The sequence below is a fragment of the Nocardiopsis sp. iso_25 genome (genome assembly GCF_056173305.1).
This window is the reverse complement of record NZ_CM149667.1, coordinates 6320983-6338525: the sequence shown is the minus strand read 5'-3', so window position 1 is coordinate 6338525 and position 17543 is coordinate 6320983. Positions and strand designations below refer to the sequence as shown.

At 73.6% G+C, this 17543-nt stretch carries 13 protein-coding genes; 10 read left to right on the top strand and 3 right to left on the bottom strand.

Annotation, left to right across the window (positions count from 1 at the left end; translation table 11 throughout):
* The first annotated feature begins 199 nt into the window (after positions 1-199).
* Complete coding sequence (locus AC0VX6_RS27345; RefSeq protein WP_475466781.1) at positions 200-1483, top strand: AGE family epimerase/isomerase; 1284 nt, start codon at positions 200-202, stop codon at positions 1481-1483.
* A complete protein-coding gene (locus AC0VX6_RS27340; RefSeq protein WP_475466779.1) occupies positions 1480-2505 on the top strand; it encodes a carbohydrate kinase family protein in 1026 nt (341 codons plus the stop codon). The genes AC0VX6_RS27345 and AC0VX6_RS27340 overlap by 4 nt, the downstream gene beginning before the upstream one ends.
* Positions 2506-2534: 29 nt before the next feature.
* Here AC0VX6_RS27340 and AC0VX6_RS27335 read toward each other — a convergent pair whose 3' ends face one another.
* Positions 2535-3707, bottom strand: a complete 1173-nt coding sequence (locus AC0VX6_RS27335; RefSeq protein WP_475466777.1) for a carboxylate-amine ligase — start codon at positions 3705-3707, stop codon at positions 2535-2537.
* A 386-nt stretch (positions 3708-4093) separates the two neighbouring features.
* Here AC0VX6_RS27335 and AC0VX6_RS27330 point away from each other — a divergent pair, with 386 nt between their 5' ends.
* The 7 genes from AC0VX6_RS27330 (at position 4094) to AC0VX6_RS27300 (ending at position 14089) form a co-directional block, all read left to right on the top strand.
* A complete protein-coding gene (locus AC0VX6_RS27330; RefSeq protein WP_475466776.1) occupies positions 4094-7003 on the top strand; it encodes a helix-turn-helix transcriptional regulator in 2910 nt (969 codons plus the stop codon).
* An 85-nt stretch (positions 7004-7088) separates the two neighbouring features.
* Positions 7089-7997: an ABC transporter ATP-binding protein gene (locus tag AC0VX6_RS27325; protein WP_475466774.1), complete on the top strand. Its 909-nt coding sequence runs from the start codon at positions 7089-7091 to the stop codon at positions 7995-7997.
* A complete protein-coding gene (locus AC0VX6_RS27320) occupies positions 7994-8713 on the top strand; it encodes an ABC transporter ATP-binding protein (RefSeq protein WP_212642283.1) in 720 nt (239 codons plus the stop codon). The genes AC0VX6_RS27325 and AC0VX6_RS27320 overlap by 4 nt, the downstream gene beginning before the upstream one ends.
* Positions 8714-8725: 12 nt before the next feature.
* Complete coding sequence (locus AC0VX6_RS27315; RefSeq protein WP_274975342.1) at positions 8726-9577, top strand: branched-chain amino acid ABC transporter permease; 852 nt, start codon at positions 8726-8728, stop codon at positions 9575-9577.
* Between the two features lie 2 nt (positions 9578-9579).
* Positions 9580-10674, top strand: coding sequence for a branched-chain amino acid ABC transporter permease (locus AC0VX6_RS27310; protein ID WP_475466772.1), 1095 nt, complete (start codon positions 9580-9582; stop codon positions 10672-10674).
* Positions 10675-10739: 65 nt separating this feature from the next.
* Positions 10740-12065: an ABC transporter substrate-binding protein gene (locus tag AC0VX6_RS27305; RefSeq protein ID WP_475466771.1), complete on the top strand. Its 1326-nt coding sequence runs from the start codon at positions 10740-10742 to the stop codon at positions 12063-12065.
* Between the two features lie 725 nt (positions 12066-12790).
* A complete protein-coding gene (locus tag AC0VX6_RS27300) occupies positions 12791-14089 on the top strand; it encodes an HNH endonuclease signature motif containing protein (RefSeq protein WP_475469454.1) in 1299 nt (432 codons plus the stop codon).
* A 457-nt stretch (positions 14090-14546) separates the two neighbouring features.
* On the opposite strand, the gene AC0VX6_RS27295 is transcribed toward AC0VX6_RS27300, so the two are convergent.
* Positions 14547-15482, bottom strand: coding sequence for an alpha/beta hydrolase family protein (locus AC0VX6_RS27295; protein ID WP_274975339.1), 936 nt, complete (start codon positions 15480-15482; stop codon positions 14547-14549).
* 438 nt (positions 15483-15920) lie between these two features.
* Between AC0VX6_RS27295 and AC0VX6_RS27290 the strand changes: the two genes are divergently transcribed.
* A complete protein-coding gene (locus AC0VX6_RS27290; RefSeq protein ID WP_274975338.1) occupies positions 15921-16331 on the top strand; it encodes a ChaB family protein in 411 nt (136 codons plus the stop codon).
* 168 nt (positions 16332-16499) lie between these two features.
* On the opposite strand, the gene AC0VX6_RS27285 is transcribed toward AC0VX6_RS27290, so the two are convergent.
* Entirely contained in the window at positions 16500-17354 is an 855-nt protein-coding gene (locus AC0VX6_RS27285) for an SDR family oxidoreductase (protein WP_475466770.1), read from the bottom strand.
* Positions 17355-17543: the final 189 nt, after the last annotated feature.

Below are 17543 nucleotides of genomic sequence, written 5' to 3'. Positions count from 1 at the left end.
GTGCGGCGCCGGGGCGACTCTGGCAGAGGGGGCGGGGCGGCGCACCCGGTTTTCGGCCGCCGCTCCGGAACCGCGTGTCCGGAATGTGCTGTCCCGGGAGTGATGGTGTGTTCTGTTGACCGGGCTCCCCGGTCTACCGCGGTGTCGAGTTCGCGGGATACCGTGGACCCGCTCACCGACGCCTTGAGGAGGCAGTGGATTGACACCATCGACACGACCGGCCCCGGGCCTGCCCGAGTGGCTGCGCGAGGAGGAGCGGCGGCTGTACGGCTTCGCCGCGGGATCCGCCGTGTCCGACGGCTTCGGCTGGCTCGACGCGGACGGGCGTGTGGAGCGGGACCGGCCCGCCGCCGCCTGGATCACCGCGCGGATGACGCACGTGTTCTCCCTGGCCCACCTGCGGGGGGAGGCCGACGCGGGGCGGCTGGCCGACCACGGTGTGGCGGCCCTGGCGTCGGGCCCCCTGCGCGACGCCCGGGACGGCGGCTGGTTCGACCGGGTGCCGGACGACACTGCGGCGGACTCTTCCCGGGAGCGCTCCCATGAGCCTCCGCGCAAGTCGGCCTACGAGCACGCGTTCGTGGTCCTGGCCGCCTCCAGCGCCACCCTCGCCGGTCGCCCGGGAGCGCGTGAGCTGCTCGACGACGCGCTGCGGGTCGTCGAGGAGCGCTTCTGGGAGGAGTCCGCGGGCGCCCTGCGCGAGAGCTGGGACAGCGGGTGGAACGCCACCGAGGACTACCGGGGCGCCAACAGCAACATGCACGCCGTGGAGGCCTTCCTGGCGGCGGCGGACGCCACCGGCGACGCCCTGTGGGCCCGCCGCGCGCTCTCCGTCGCCGAGCACCTGATCCACGGCGTGGCCGCCGAGCACGACTGGCGCCTGCCCGAGCACTTCACCCCCGACTGGAAGCCCGTCCCGGACTACAACCGGGACCAGCCCGACCACCCCTTCCGCCCCTTCGGGAGCACCACGGGGCACCTGCTCGAATGGGCGCGTCTGCTGGTCCACCTGGAGGTCGCGCTCAGCCGTGCGGGCGACCCCGTCCCCGCGTGGCTGCGCACCGACGCCGAGGCGCTGTTCGACCACGCCGTCCGGCGCGGCTGGGCCGTGGACGGCGCCGACGGGTTCGTCTACACCCTCGACTGGCAGGACCGGCCGGTCGTGCGCGAGCGCATGCACTGGGTGGTGGCCGAGGCCGCCATGGCCGCCTGGGCGCTGGGGGAGCACACGGGCGGGGCCTCCTACACCGACCTGTACGAACGCTGGTGGGCCTACGCCGACCGGCACCACCTGGACCGCGAGCGCGGCAGCTGGCACCACGAGCTGGACCCGGACAACCGTCCGGCCGCGAGCGTGTGGCCGGGCAAGCCGGACGTCTACCACGCCTACCAGGCGGCACTCCTGCCCCAGGTCGGGCTGTCGGCCTCCATCGCGGCCGCCCTCCTGCCCGGCACCGACCAGAACCCCGGAGGAAACGCGTGACCACCGACAACGCAGGGGACGCGCAGGGCGTCCCGGCCGGAGGGGCCGCGGGGGCCGGGTCCTCCCCCCGCCTCGTCGTGGTGGGCGAGAACGTCATGGACCTGCTGCCCACCTCCCACGGCCCCGACGTGCTCAAGGCGGCGCCCGGCGGCGGTCCGGCCAACACGGCGGTGGCGGCGGCCCGGCTGGGCACGCCCACCCGGCTGCTCGCGCGGATCGGCGCGGACGGCTTCGGCGAGCTGATCCGCGAGCGCCTGCTCGGGGAGGGGCTGGACCCGGCGGGGCTGCTCCCGGCCCGGGAGCCGACGGCGCTGGCCCTGGCCACGCTCGGCCGGGACGGGTCGGCCCGCTACGACTTCCGCATGGACGACGCCGCCGACTGGCGCTGGCGCGCGGGGGAGCTGCCCGAGGAGCTGGAACCGGGGGTCCGCGCGCTGCACACCGCGTCGATAGCGCTGTTCCGCGAGCCCGGCGCCACCCTGATCGAGGCGATGCTGCGCCGCGAGCACGGGCGCGGGCGGGTGACGCTCACCCTGGACCCCAACATCCGCCACGACGTCATAGGCGACCCCGTCACCGCGCGGGCGCTGGCCCTGCGGCACGCCGCGCAGGCGCACCTGGTGAAGGCGAGCGACGAGGACCTGGCGTTCCTGTACCCGGACCTGTCCCCGGTCCGGGCGGCCCACGCCGTCGCGGCGCTGGGCCCGGCGCTGGTGGTGGTGACCATGGGTGCCGACGGGGCCCTGGCGGTCTGCCGGGGCGAGGAGGTGGCGGTGGCCGCGCCGAGGACCGAGGTGGCCGACACCGTGGGCGCGGGCGACTCCTTCATGGGCGCCCTGCTGAACTGGCTGGACCGCCACGACCGGCTGGGGGAGGATCCGCGGGCCCGCCTCGCCGGACTGGACGGGGCGGACCTGGCGGACCTGCTGGGGTTCGCGGTCTCGGTCGCCGCGGTCACGGTGACCCGGGAGGGGGCGAACCCGCCCACCATGGCCGAGGTGGCGGGCGGCGTCGGGCGGTAGCCCCTGCGGACAAGCGCGGCCCGCCCTCCTCAGGCGAGGCCCTCCCTCGTCTGGGCCACGAGGTGGTCCACCACGTCGGCGAGCCTGCCCCGCCGGGCGTACACGGCGCGTTGGCGGGCCGCCCCGCTTCCGGCCGCGCGCACCCGGCCGAGCAGGGAGGAGGCCAGGTCGGCGTCGCCGTTGGCCAGCAGCCCGGGCAGCGCGGCGTGCAGCAGCCGTTCGGCCGCCGCGTGCCCGGGCAGCGCCTCCCCGGTCAGCGGGTCGGGCACCACGCCCTCCAGCCCGTCCCGGGCGGCCCGCCACACGGCGGCCCGCAGCGCCTGGTCGGGGATGCCCGGCGCGGGGATCCCGTAGCACACGTCGGTGAGCGCTCGACCGGTCAGGCCGCGGATCAGCACGGCCAGCAGCAGCGCCTCCTCGGCGGTGGCGGCCACGTCGCTCACCCGGATCTCCAGCGTGGGCAGGTGGTCCGAGAGGCGGACGTCCCAGTAGACCATCCGCCGGTCCAGGATCGCCCCGGCGTCGGAGAGCGCCCGCACGGTCTGCTCGTGCTCGGCCAGGGAGCGCAGGAGCGGGGGAGGACCGGCCGAGGGCAGCCGGTTCCAGGCCACCGTGCGCCAGCTGGAGTAGCCGGTGTCGCGTCCGGCCTGGAACGGGGAGTTCGCCGACAGCGCCACCAGGAACGGCAGCCACCGGCGCAGGTGGTTGCCCACCGCCACGGCGGTCTCCCGGTCGGGGACGCCCACGTGCACGTGGCAGCCGCACACCACGTGCGACTCGCGCAGCGCACCGAAGTGCGCGGCGATGTCGGCGTAGCGGCGCCCCTCGCTGGTCCCCACCGAGGCCGGATCGCCCAGGACGGCGGTGCCGGAGGCGACGACGGCGAGCCCGGCCGCGCCCGCGGCGCGGCCCAGCTCCCCGCGCGCCGCACGCAGGAAGCGCAGGGCCTCGCCCGCGTCGTCGCACACGGGGCTGTTGGCCTCCACCTGCGCGCGGGAGAACTCGCCGCACAGGTGGTCGCGCAGGACGCGGGTGTTGGCGAGCACCTCGGGTGCCCGGGACAGGATGAGGCGGGTGCCGGGGTCTACGACGAAGAACTCCTCCTCGACGCCGAAGGTCGGGGGCACGGTGCGGTTCCCGTCGCGGGCGCCGGCGGCCGCCGACCGCCGGGTGTCGTGTGCTGCCGTGGAGCGGTTCTCCATGGGCGTCGGTCCCTCCCTGCCGTAGGGGCGCTCCCTCACGGGGGCGTCCCGGACTGGATATCCCCGTCGGGGGCGGTCGCGACAGTGTCCTGAAGAAGATAAAAAGCTATCCATGTGATCTTTTGTCCCGTTTGTCGGTATCGCGGGTGTGTCGTTGCGCGCACGTTACGGCTTGATAACCCTGCTCCCGGCCGGTGCGGGCGCCGGGGCGGCGCCGGGCCCCCTCCGCGGAGTGAGCACCGTCACTTTCCCCGGCCGCGGAAACCCAGGTGGGCACCGCGATGCCCCGCCCGCGCACCCGTCCCGCGGGCACCGCGAGTACCCCTACCCAGGCCCGTCCCGCACGTCGCGTGCGACTCCGGGCGAGCATCGGTGAAACGACCAGTGTGGTCGCCCGCACCTGCCGCGACGGGGGCCCGCTGTGCGAATGTGTGCACGTGGCTGGCAGGAACACACAACCCCCCGTCGCCCGCCTCCGAGGTCGCGACACGGAGCAGCGGGCCCTCTCCGACGCCCTGGACGACGCGCGGTCCGGCCGGGGCGCCTCCCTGCTCCTCTCCGGCGGCCCCGGGCGCGGCAAGACGGCGCTTTTGGAGTACCTGAGCGGGTCCGCAGGTGGTTTCACCGTGCTCCGCGCGGACGGCGTCGCCGACGAGGCGGACCTGCCCCTCGCCGGACTCCAACGCCTCCTCCGCCCCCTCGCGCGGGAGGCCGAGCGCCTTCCCGAGCCCCCGCGCGACCTCCTCCGCGACGCCCTGACCCGGGGAGCGGTCGCCGACGCGGACCGGCTCGCCCTCTACACCGGCCTGGTCGAACTGCTCTCCCTCGCCGCGGCCGACCGCCCCCTCCTGCTGTGCGTGGACGACGCGGACCGGCTCGACGCGCCCTCGCTGGACGCCCTGGCCTTCGTCGCCCGGCGCCTCGCCGGAACGCCCGTCGCCGCCGTCCTCGCCGCGCGCGAGGGCCGGGGCAAGCCCGCCGGGGCCCGGGCTTCCGAGACCGACGCCGAACCCCCTTCCGACGCCCTCGTCCCCGGTGTCGCCGAAATCCCGCTCGCGCCCCTGGAGGAGCGGGCGCTCCACGACATCCTCACCGACAGGGCCCCGGTCACCCCGGCCTCCGCCGTGCGCTCCGCCCTGGTCCGCGCCGCCCACGGCAACCCCGCCGCCGTCCTCGGCCTCCTGCGGGGGCTGTCCCGGACCCAGCTCCTGGATGAGGAGCCCCTCCCCGACCCGCCGCGCCTGCCCGGCCGCCTGCGCGCCGGCCTCCTCGCCCCCTACCGGGGCCTCCCCGAACGGGCCCGCCACCTGCTGCTGCTCGCCGCCCTCGGTGACGAGCCCCGCGTCCACCGGCTGCTGGAGGCCTGCGGGGAACCCGGACCGAACGCCACCGGCCCCGGTTCCGGCGTTTCCGTCCCCGCACCCGGACCGACCGTCACCGACCTCGAACCCGCCGAGGAGCGGGGCCTCGTGCGGGTGGAGGGCGACACCGTCGTCTTCGCCGACCCCCTGACGCGCGAGGCCATCGCCCAGGACGCCCCCGCCGGGCGGCTGCGCGCCGCGCACCGGGCCCTGGCCCGCGCCTGCGACCCCGGAACCTCGCCCGCGGAGTTCGTCCGCCACACCGCCGCCGGGGCCGACGCGCCCGACGCCGGACTCGCCGAAGCCGCGACCGCCGCCGCCCGGCGCGTCAAGAGGGTCGGGGGCCGCCTCGCCGCCTCCCACGCCTACGAGCGCGCCGCCGACCTGTGCCCCGACCCCGACGAACGCGCCTGCCGACTGAACACGGCCTCCTACGAGGCCTACATGGCCGGGAGTTCGGCGCGCGCCACCCGGCTGCTCGCGCGGGCGCGGCCCCTGGCGGTGTCGGACCGGCGGCGGGCGACCGCCGACCTCATCGACGCCCAGATCGCCATGCGCGGCGAGAACGCCATGGACGTCGCCGAACGCCTGCTCACCGTCGGCCGCGGACTCATCCCCCACGACCGCTCCCTGGCCCTGCGCGCCCTCGTGCGCTCGGCCGACGCCGCCTCCCTGGCCGGTGACGCCGCCCGCCACGGCCGGGCCGCCGAACTGGCCCTGCCCCTGGTCCGTCCGGACGACCCGGCGCCGATGCGCATGGTCGCGTCCTTCCTGGAGGGCTGCGCGGTCTCCTTCCGCGGCGACTACCCCGGCTCCACCCCGCTGCTGCGCGAGGCGACCGGGCTGGCCGGGATCGCCAAGCCCTCCGAGCTGGTCTGGGCGGGCATCAGCGGCCTGCGCCTGGGCGACGCGCCGTTCGTGCGGTCGGTCACCTCGCGCGCCGTCGAGGTCGGCCGCCTGCGGGGCGAACGGGCCACCCTGCCCGCCGCGCTGGGCTTCCTGGTCTTCTCCGAGTTCTGGAGCGGACGCTTCCCCTCGGCCGCCGGGACCGCCCTGACCGGCCTGAGGGTCTCCCGCGAGACCGGCCAGACCGTGTGGGCCACCCAGCACCTGGCGTCCCTGGCGATGATCGCCGCCATCCAGGGCGACGTGGACACCTGCCGCATCCGGGCCCGCGCGGTCGCCGTCCAGGCGGGGGAGAACAGCCTCGGCCTGGCCGCCGCCCTGTCGGCGTGGGCGCTGGCCGTCCTGGAGCTGTCCCGGGGCAACGCCGCGGAAGCGTTCTTCCGGCTGCGCGCCCTGGTCCACGCCGCCCCCGGGCACGGCCACCCCACCATGCGGCTGCTCACCGCCCCGCACTTCGTGGAGGCGGCGACCCGCATGGGCGAGACCGAGTGGGCGCGCACCTCCCTGGCCGGGTACCGGCGCTGGGCCGAGTCGGTGGGCAGCCCGAGCACGCTGGCCCTGGCCGCCCGGGGATCGGGCCTGCTGGCCGCGGGCGACGAGGCCTGCGACCACTTCGAGAACGCGCTGGCCCTGCACCGGGCCTGCGGAGACGACGACGTCGAGCACGCGCGCACCCAGCTGCTGTTCGGCGCCCACCTGCGCCGGGCCCGCCTGCCCGGCCGGGCCCGCGAGCACCTGTACAACGCGCTGGAGACCTTCGAGCGCTTCGGGGCGCGGCTGTGGGTGCGCCAGACCCGCGCCGAGCTGCGCGCGATCGGGACCGCCGAACGCGGACCCGACCCCGTCTCCACCAGCGAACTGACCGCGCAACAGCAGCAGATCGCCCGGCTGGTCGCCGAAGGGGCCACCAACCGCGAGGTGGCCGCCCACATGTTCATCAGCCCGCGCACGGTCGAGCACCACCTGCGCGGCATCTTCCGCAAGCTCAACATCAGGTCCCGCGTGGACCTGGCCCGCCTGTTCAACTGACCCCCGGCCGACGACCGAGGCGCCGCCGGACACCCCCTTCATACCAACTGGTCGGTACGCCTCCGGTCGAAGAGAAAGGCAGCCAATGACGACGACCGCAACGGAGCACCTCCTGAGCGCTGACGGGGTGACCGTGCGCTTCGGGGGCCTCACCGCGCTCGACGACGTCGGACTCCGGGTCGCACCCGGGTCCGTGGTCGGCCTCATCGGCCCCAACGGAGCGGGCAAGACCACCCTGTTCAACGTCCTGTCCGGCGTCCTGCGCCCCACCGCCGGGACCATCACCTGGAAGGGCGCCCCGCCGCCCGGCCGCCGCCCCCACCACCTCGCCCGCGCGGGCATCGCCCGGACCTTCCAGGGCCTCAACCTCTTCCCGATGATGACGGTCCTGGACAACGTCGTCGCCGGGGCCGACCGCCTCGCCTCCGGAGGCCCGTTCTCACTGCTCAGCGGCCTGGGACGGCACCACCGCGACGAACGGGAGCTGCGCGGGCGGGCCCTGGCCGCCCTGGAGCGCTTCGGGGTCGCCGAGCACGCCCACCGGCTGCCCGCCACCCTGCCCTACGGCGTGCAGAAGCAGGTCGCCCTCGCGCGCGCCTGCGTGGGCGAACCCGAACTCCTCCTGCTCGACGAACCCGCCAGCGGACTGTCGGGGGCGCAGATCGACGCCCTCGCCGACCGGATCCGCGGCTTCAGGCGGGACATGGCCGTCGTCCTCGTCGAGCACCACATGGACCTGGTCATGCGGGTCTGCGACCACATCGTCGTGTTGAACTTCGGCCGGGTCATCTCCACCGGCACCCCCGCCGAGGTCCAGGCCGACCCCCTCGTCACCCAGGCCTACCTCGGCACCCCCGCGGACGCCCCCGCCCGGAACGCGGCGGCCCCAGCGGACGCACCCGGCCGGGACACGGGGACCCTGGCCCGGGACGCCGCCGCCCCCACCGACACCCCCGGCGCCGGTCCCGGCGACGCGAACGGAGCCGCCCGATGACCGCCCCGCCCCTGCTGTCCGTCGAGGAGCTCAGCGCCTCCTACGGAGCCGTCCGCGCCCTGGACCGCGTGTCCCTCACCGTCCCCGCCAAGGGCGTGTGCGCCGTCCTCGGCGCCAACGGCGCGGGCAAGACCACCCTGCTGCGCACCCTCACCGGCCTCCACCCGGCCGCCTCCGGGCGCGTCCTGCTCGACGGCGAGGACATCACCCGCCTGCCCGCCGAGAAGGTCATCACCCGCGGCCTCGCCCACGTCCCCGAGGGCGGCGGCGTCATCGTCGAACTCACCGTCGAGGAGAACCTGCGCCTGGGCGGGCTGTGGCGTTCCGACCGCCGCCGCGACTCCGCCATGGGCGAGGTCCTGGAGCTCTTCCCGCCCCTGGCCGAGCGGCGCGGCAGACCCGCCAGCACCCTCTCCGGGGGCGAGCGCCAGATGCTCGCCATCGGCCGCGCCCTCATGGCCAGGCCCCGGGTGCTGCTGCTGGACGAGCCCTCGCTGGGCCTGGCGCCCCTGGTCACCAGGCAGATCTTCACCCTCCTGCGCGACCTGCGCGACCGCACCGGGCTCACCGTCGTCCTGGTCGAGCAGAACGCGGCCGGGGCGCTGTCGGTCACCGAGACCGGGTTCGTCCTCAACCAGGGACGCGTCGCGGTCGGGGGCGCCTCCGCCGACCTGCTCTCCGACGACCGCACGCGCCACGCCTACCTGGGCTTTTAGAGGAGTCCCCGCATGACCCACTTCATCAACCTGACCCTCAACGGGCTGGCCTCCGGGGCGGCCTACGCGGCGCTGGCGCTGTCCCTGGTGATCATCTACCAGGCCACCCGCCTGGTGAACTTCGCCCAGCCCGCGCTCGCCCTGGTCGCGGTCTACACGGCCTACACCGTCACCCAGATCACCGGCTCGTACTGGCTCGGCTTCGCCGCCGCGCTCACCGCGGGCCTGGCCGCGGGCGCGCTGGTCGAGCGGTTCGTCATCCGGCCCATCGCCCGCGTCTCCCAGCTCAACGCCATCATCGTCACCCTCGGCCTCCTCCTGGTCGTCCAGGGGCTGGTCGGGATGGTCTGGGGTAACGAGCAGCACGGGTTCGGCTACGCGTTCAGCTACGTGGGCCGCTTCTCGCCCGCCAACGTGTTCGCCCTGGTGTCGGTCGGGGCCGTCGCGCTGCTGCTGTTCGCCCTGTACCGGTTCACCCCGCTGGGCCTGCGCATGCGCGCCGCCGCCTTCCACCCCGAGGCCGCCCGGCTCAGCGGCGTGCGGGTGGGCCTGATGCTCACCGCGGGGTGGGCGATCGCCTCCTTCATCGGCGCCCTGGCGGGCATGCTCGCCGGACCGCCGTTCATCTCGCCGAACGTGTTCGACGTCGTGTTCGTCTACGGCATCACCGCCGCCGTCATCGGCGGTCTGGACAACCCGTTCGGCGCCGTCCTCGGGGGGATGCTCATCGGCCTCGGGATGTCCTACGTGTCCGGTTACGCCGGGCCCGAACTGGCCACCCTCGCCGCCCTCGTCATCGTCGTCGCGGTGCTGAGCGTTCGCCCCGACGGCATCCTGTCCCGCCCGGCCGCGCGAAAGGTGTAGCGATGCCCTCACCCACCCGGCAGCGCGCGCAGCGCGCCACCGCCCCCCACACCCCGAACCCGTCCGCCGCCTCCTCCGGCGGCCGGTGGCGCGCCCTGCCCGCGCCGCTGCGCCACCTGCTCCTGGCCGCGCTCGGCCTCGCCGCCGTCACCGCGCTGCTGCTGGCCACCGGAGACCTCACCGCGCTGCGCGTGGCCGCCGTCGGCTACACCATGCTGGCCGTCGCCGGGCTGCAACTGCTCGTCGGCGGCAGCGGCCAGGTGTCCCTCGGCCACGGCGCGTTCATGATGATCGGCGCCTACACGATGGCGCTGCTGGTCCTGTACCAGCCGCTGCTCCCCCTGACGGTGAACCTGCTGCTCATCGTGGGGGTCTCCGCCGTCGCCGGGATCGCGGTCGGCGCCGCCACGGCACGCCTGCACGGCCCCTACCTGGCGGGGGCCACCCTCATCCTCGCCGTCGGCCTGCCCGGGCTGACCCACCGCTACCACGAGGTCCTCGGCGGCAGCAACGGCCTCAACATCCGCACCGCGGGCGCGCCGCCCCTCCTCCAGGGCCTGGTCACCGACAGCGAGTGGAAGGCCCTGGTGGTGTGGACCGCCGTGGTGCTCGGTCTGGCCGTCCTGGCCACCGTCTCCACCGGCCGCCTGGGCCGCCGCATGCGCGCCATCCGCGACGACGAGACCGCGGCCGCCATGGCCGGGATCCCGGTCGGCACGACGAAGGTGGTCGCGTTCGTCATCGCCTCGGCGGCCGGCGGCCTCGCGGGCGGCCTCCAGGCCTACGTGCTCGGCACCGCGACCCCCAGCACCTTCACCCTCGCGCTGTCGCTGACCCTGCTCGCGGCCCTCGTCCTGGGCGGCATCGGCAGCCTGTGGGGCGCGCTGTGGGCCGCGGTCGCCGTCGTCTACCTGGAGGTCTGGGTCTCCGACCTGGCCGGAACCCTGGGCCTGAGCCGCGACGCGGAGAACAACCTCCCGATCGTGTTCTTCGGCGTGGTCCTCATCCTCGTCCTGCGCTTCTGGCCCCTGGGAATCCACGGCGCGCTCCAACGCCTGGCCACACGCCTCGGACCCGCCGGGTCCGGACCCCGCTAGCCGGTGCCGGGGCGCCCGCCCGCCCGGCACCGCTCCACCCCCACCCCCCCGAGAAGGAGAACCCCATGCGCAACCGCAGCGGAACCCGGGCCGCCCTGGCGGCCTCCCTGGCCCTGACGATGCTGGCGACCGCCTGCACCGGCGCCGGTGAGGTCACCGAGGGCTCCGAGGTCGACCTGAACCTCTCCACCGGTGTCACCGACGACGCCGTCGTCATCGGCTCCCACCAGCCCCTGACCGGACCCGCGGCCCCCGGCTACCTCGCGGTCTCCCAGGGCGCCCGCGCCGTGTTCGAGTACGTCAACGCCCAGGGCGGCGTGAACGGCCGCGAGATCGACTACCGGGTCGAGGACGACGCCTACGACCCCGCGCGGACGATCGACGTGACACGGCAGTTGGTCATCGAGGACGAGATCTTCGCGATGGTGGGCGGTCTGGGAACGCCCACGCACAGCAGCGTCCTCGACTACCTCAACGAGGAGGGCGTGCCCGACGTCTTCCCGTCCTCGGGCGCCCTGGCGTGGAACAACCCCGACGAGCACCCCCTGACCTACGGCTGGCAGACCGACTACACCAAGGAGGCGAAGATCCAGGGCGAGTACATCGCGGCGAACTTCCCCGACCGGGGCGTCGGCTACCTGTTCCAGAACGACGACGTCGGCGAGGACTCCCAGGCCGGGCTCGACCAGTACCTCGGCGACGAGGTCGTGGCCCGGGAGCACTACGAGTCCGAGGTGCCCGACCTCAGCGCCCAGATCGCCGAACTGGAGCGCACCGGGGCCGAGGTGGTCGTGTGCTCCTGCATCCCGGCGTTCGTCGCGCTCGGCATGCTGGAGGCGGCCAGCATCGGCTACGAACCCCAGTGGGTGGTCTCCAGCATCGGCGGCGACACCGCCACCCTCCAGGGGCTGCTGGCGGAGTTCACGCAGGACACCGACGCCGAGGGCGTGCCCGCCGACGAGTTCCTCGACGGCATGCTCATCACGAGCTACATGCCGCGCGTGGAGGACGAGGACGACGTGTGGGCCCGGTTCTTCATCGACGTGTACGAGGAGTACGGCGAGGGCGGCACGATCACCAACACGCACGTCTTCGGCATGACCCAGGCCGTCATGTTCGCCCAGGCGCTCAGGTCGGCGGGCGAGGACCTCACCCGCCAGTCGCTCGTCGACGCCCTGGAGTCCCAGGAGTGGCAGGGGCCCAGCCCCGTCCCCTTCGCCTCAGGCGACGGTGACCACGGCGGTCACCAGGGCGTCTACGTCGTCCGGTACGAGTCGGGCGGCAGCATCGACATGGTCCAGGAACCGCGTGTGACCGACCGCGAGGGCGGCCCCATCGAGGAGGCCGACTTCACGGCCCTCGGTCCGGACGAGCTGGTCTTCCACGACTGAGTTCGGATGGGTTCGGAGGTGTTCGGATGTGTTCGGACGGGTTCAGATGAGTCCGGATGGGTTCAGATGAGTCCGGATGGGTTCGGAGAGCGGTGGTCCCCGCGAGGCGGTGGTCTCCGTAGGGCTGCGTTTTCCACAGGTGGGATTTGGGGCTGGTCGTGGGTGGTGCGGTGATGGTTTGCTGGAAATAGGGGGGATCCCACCCAGTAGGTGTTTTGGCATGCCCTGGAACGCTCTTCGTTCAATAACGGTAATGGATTGAGGGGTAGGGAGGGGCCGTCCACAGGGCCCCTCCCTACGCTATTCCTGTTGGGGGTTTCTGGCGGCAACGAAAGCGCGCCAGCTGCCGCGAAAGGGTACGGGCAGCGGGGAACGGCGGGCGCCGGGTGGGGGCGTGGGCGACCGACGAAAAGCGGCACCAAAGGCGGGAGCGGCTACCGGAGGGCGACCAACGCCCGGGGTGTGGGGGTGGTCGGGCTCTGCTGCGTCGGCACCAACGGCCAGCAGGCCCTCCGGCCTCGGGCAACGATCCTGGCCCCTGTGGTCGGGGGGCGACATCGCCGAGGTCAATATGGCATTCTGGGCGCACCTTTTCGGGCACCTTTTAACCCGACCCCATTGCAGACCATGAGGCAAAAGCATCCTCCAGAAAGAAAGTCGGCAATTGATGCTGTGAATAGTAGAGAAAGGGCGATCGGCGGCCTATAATAAGAAGTATGGAGACGATGACCGCAGCGCCCGAGGCGGCCCCCGGGGAATGTTCCCCGGCCGTGGCCGCGCTGGCCGGTGCGCGCGAGATCATCGACCACGCGTTGAACGCCGACGTGCCGCCCGGGGCGGACGAGAGTGCGGCTGAGGAGATCGCGGCGCTGTGGGCGCAACTGGACCAGATCCGCTACCAGGCTCTGGCGCGGATGGCGCGTTTGTACGCGCGGGGTGCGGTGGCCCGCTACAGCGGCTACAGCACGTTGGACAAGTGGTTGGTGCACCACGGCAAGTTGCCCACCTCCCAGGCCAAGGATTTGGCGCGGCTGGCCCAGCATGTGCACGAGGAGACCTTGCCCGCCACGGTGGAAGCGGTGGAGACGGGCGTGGTGGGGTTGGGTGAGGCGGTGGTGATCGCCAAAGTCACCGACAAGGCCGTCCAGACCCGCGACGCCGAGCATTTCCCCGATCAGGCGCAGTACCGGCAGGGCTTCGAGTCCGCTCTGGTGGCGGCCAAGCAGGAGCGGCCTGCGTTGTCGGTCAACCAACTTCAGTCAGTGGCCCGCCAGGTCGCGCACCGTTTGGACCCCCACCGCCTGGACCGCGACCACGAGGCCGCTCACGCCTCGCGTGGCCTGGTCGTGCATGACACGTTCCAGGGCAGCTACCAGCTCCAAGCGTGGGGCGGCAGTGGGGATGCGTTGATCGTGCGCGCGGCCATCGACACCTTCACCACCCCACCCTCGGACGAGGACACCCGGTCGCGGTCGCAGCGGGAGCATGACGCGCTCATCGCGGCGCTGCGTTTCGCCACCACCCACACCGGATGCGCCAACGCCCCCGCTGCGTTGGCGCAGATCCGCATCGTGGTGCCGGTGCAGACCTACCTGGACACCCAAGGCCAGGAAGTTCCGGCGCTGGACGAGCGCGGACGGGTGGTACCGGTCGGGGTGGTGCACGAGTTGGCCGCCGACTCTGAGGTGGTGCGGATGCTCACCGCCCCGCCCACCGGGCAGGTCCTGGACGTGAGCCACAGCCGCCGCCTGGCCTCAGCCCGCCAGCGCACCGCCGCCTTCCACGGGCACACCACCTGCGCCCACCCGGGCGGGTGCGAAGTTCCGGTGGCCCTCTGCCAGGCCGACCATGTCACCTCCTTCTCTCGGGGCGGGCGCACGGTGGTGGCGAACCTGCAACCGCTGTGCGGGCCGCATAACCGGGCCAAGTACCAACGCGAACTGCGCACACACCAACAGCAGGGACACGGGTGGGGACGAGACCATCCGCCCGACAGAATTCTGGTGCCACCGCCCCGGGAGTGACCCCGGCCGGGCCGGGCCCCGGCATGCCCGCGCCCGCCAGGCGGCCCGGGCCCTGCCGCCAGCCGTCGTCGCTGCCACCGTCGCCCACCCCCGCCACAGGGGCCGGTCGCGCTGCCCCAGGCCCGCCACTCCCGCCGCCTTTGGTGCCAACGCAGCAAAGCCCCACCACCCCACAACCTCAGGCGTTGGTCGCCCTCCCGCACCACCTCGCGGCAGCAGGCGCCGCCACCTCCGGCCACCACCCGCGACCAGGGCGTTGGACGGAGCCCGCGGACGGTATCCCCGTCCCTGCTCGTCGGTGAGGACGGCCGGCCTCCCACGCCCGGACACACGGGGCGGCGGCCCGGGAGAGCGTCCACCGAGCCGCCGCCGTGTCGCTGTTCCTGAGACTGTTGTTCCGGAGGCTGCCGTTCCGGACGACGCGGGACCGGAGCGGCCCCGCGTCGCCGGTGCGGGGTCAGGTGATGTGCGGGCAGGAGTCCCTGTAGTCCGAGAAGTCGGAGAAGAACCCGGTGTCGGGCGGCGGGCACAGGAACTGCTCGTAGCGCTCGTCCTCGTCGACGAAGCGCTTGAGCCAGGAGATGCTGTACCTGGCGATGATCGTGTTGGAGAGGTTGGGGGCGAAGTGGCTCGCGCCCTCCAACTCCAGGTAGGCGCGCTCCAGGTCGCCGTCCAGGCTCTCGTAGAACGGGATGGAGTGCGAGCTCACCGACGCGATGCTGTCGTTCTCCGCGCCGATGATCATCGTGGGCACGTCGACATCCGACCAGTCCTTCTGGAGGTGCCAGGGGGTCAGCGGGATCGCCGCGCGCAGCTCCGGCCGGTCCTCGGCGGCCGCGAGTGTGCCGCCGCCGCCCATCGAGTGGCCCATCACGGCCAGGCGGTCGCCGTCCACCCGGTCGGACACGTCGCTGTCGTCGACCAGGTAGTCCAGGGCTGCCTCGATCTGGCGTCCCCGGCTGTCGGGCTGGTCGTAGCGGGTGTTGGTGTCGATCGTGAACACCACGAAGCCCTGCGAGGCGATCCGGTGGCCCATCCACGCCATCGAGGACTGGCTCGCCGTGTAGCCGGGCGCGACGACGACGCCGCCGAACGTTCCCTCGCTGGTGTCGGTGGGGTGGTAGATCGTGCCGCCGCCGAACCCGCTCACCAGCGAGGACACGCTCTCTTCGTCGGTGTCGAAGTAACCCTCCTCGGCGGTGACGCTCGACTCGGTCGGCGCGGGGCCGCGCTCGTACGGGTTGGCGGCCTGGGCCGGGGCGACGACGACGCCGGTCAGCCCGGCGGTGAGCGCCAGGGTCATACCCGCGCGGGCGGCGAACCGGGCCACGCGGGAGCGGGGGCCGCGCTGCGCGCCGTCGGTCTCTTCGGGGGAAAGGGGGTATGTTCGCACGGCTTTTCCTTTTTCTCGTGCAGCGGGAATCCGCGCACCTCGCGGTGTACGCGGACCAAGGGTCTCCCGTGGGGGGAAGCCGACATTACCGTAAGGTAACCGAACGGGTACCCGCGGTGGTCGGCGGTGGCCGTCCCGCCTCCCGGTGGAGGAGGGAGGGAGTCGGGTGACCGGCTCCCTTTGGCCGTGGGTTCACTATGGTGTCGTTTCGGTAAACGTGCATCCGTTGAATCACCAGTAGTGACGGAGCCCAGCTCGCGGGGGGAGAAGGGGGCGTGCGCTCACCCGGTGACCCGGGTGCGCTCGTGGTGCTCCCGTGTCACCGGCGCTCCTGGCCCCGACGCCCCGACGCCCCGACGCGCCGGTGGGTCGCGGTGTTTTGCCGCTCCCTTCCCGGGCAGGCGAACCGTGTAGGCGCACGACGAGGGAGTGAGGACCATGCCCGGTGCAAGCGAACTTCCGTCGACCCTCCAGCGGTCTCCGAAGAAGGCCCAGCGCACCTGGATCAAGGCGCACGACTCCGCTGTGGAGGAGTACGGGGACGGCGAGCGCGCACACCGCGTCGCCTTCGCGGCGGTCAAGCACGAGTTCGAGAAGCAGGGCGACCGCTGGGTGCCCAAGCAGCGCTCGGGCCCCTCAGACGAGCAGGCGTCCAACCCCAAGGCCGCGCGCGGCCGTGGCAAGGACAAGAAGACCGCCGGGGGAGTGGACGCCAACGCCAGCAAGGAGCACCTCTACGAGCAGGCGAAGAAGCTCGGCGTCCAGGGGCGTTCGAACATGAACAAGGACCAATTGGTCGAGGCGCTGCGCAAGGAGAACGACCGGCGCACCGCCAAGGCCCGCTCCTGACACCGCCCCGGCCGGACACGCCGTCGGCCCACCCCAGACAGCCCCTCCCGAGCTCCGTCCGGGAGGGGCTTCTTGCTGCGCCGGGGAGGCGCCCGCCATGAGGGCTCACGCCGTGAGGGCGCGTGCGGGGAGGGGGCGGGGACCGCGGCCCGCCCCCTCCTCCCCGGCTCAGCTCGCCTGGATCTCCCCGCCGGTCGGGGCCAGGGTCTCGCCGGTGTAGTACGACGACAGCCGTCCGCTGGCGAAGAAGACGTAGGAGGGTGCGATCTCGTCCGGGTCCGCGGCCCGGCCCATGGGCGACTGCCGGCCGAAGCCCTCCGCGCCCTTCTCCCCGAGCGTGGAGGGGATGAGCGGCGTCCACACCGGCCCGGGCGCCACGCAGTTGACCCGGATGCCCCGGTCCATGAGCGTCTGCGCCAGCGAGTGCGACAGGTTCATCACCGCGGCCTTGCTGGACGCGTAGTCGATCAGCGACTTGTTGCCGCGCAGGCCGTTGATGGACCCCGTGATGATGATCGAACCGCCCTCGGGGATGTGCTCCAGCGCCTCGCGGACGGTCCAGAACACCCCCATCACGTTGACGTCGAACGTACGGCGCAGCTGCTCGGTGCTCAGGTCGGTGAAGTCGTCCACCGGCGCCTGTGTCGCGGCGTGCTCGACCAGGATGTCGATCCCGCCCAGCTCCTCGACCGCGCGGTTCACCAGGTGGGTGCAGAAGGACTCGTCGGCCAGGTCGCCGCGTACGCCCACCGCCTTGCGCCCCTGCTCCTGGACCAACCCCACCGTGTGCTGGGCGTCGGCGTCCTCGCTGAGGTAGCCGAAGACGACGTCCGCCCCCTCCTTGGCGAAGGCCACGGCGACGGCGCGGCCGATCCCGGAGTCGGCCCCGGTGATCAGCGCGCGCTTCCCCTTCAGCAGGCCGCGGCCCTCGTAGTCGCGCATCTCGTCCCTGGGCTGCGGATCCATCGGCTCGGTCCGGCCGGGGTAGGGCTGGCTCTGCGCCGGAGGCGAAGTCTCGGACATGGTCGTCTCCCCCTGTCGTCTCGGTTCCGCGGGCCCGGCCCGGAACCGGTCCGGGGCGTCCCGCGCTGTGCGCCCGGGCGAGCCCGGGCCGTCTTTCCGCGTGCCCGCCCCTACCCCGTTCGCCCCCGCTGACTCGGTCCCGGCGCGGGTCGGTCCCGGCCCGGACGGCACCGCGGTGAACGCCGCTCC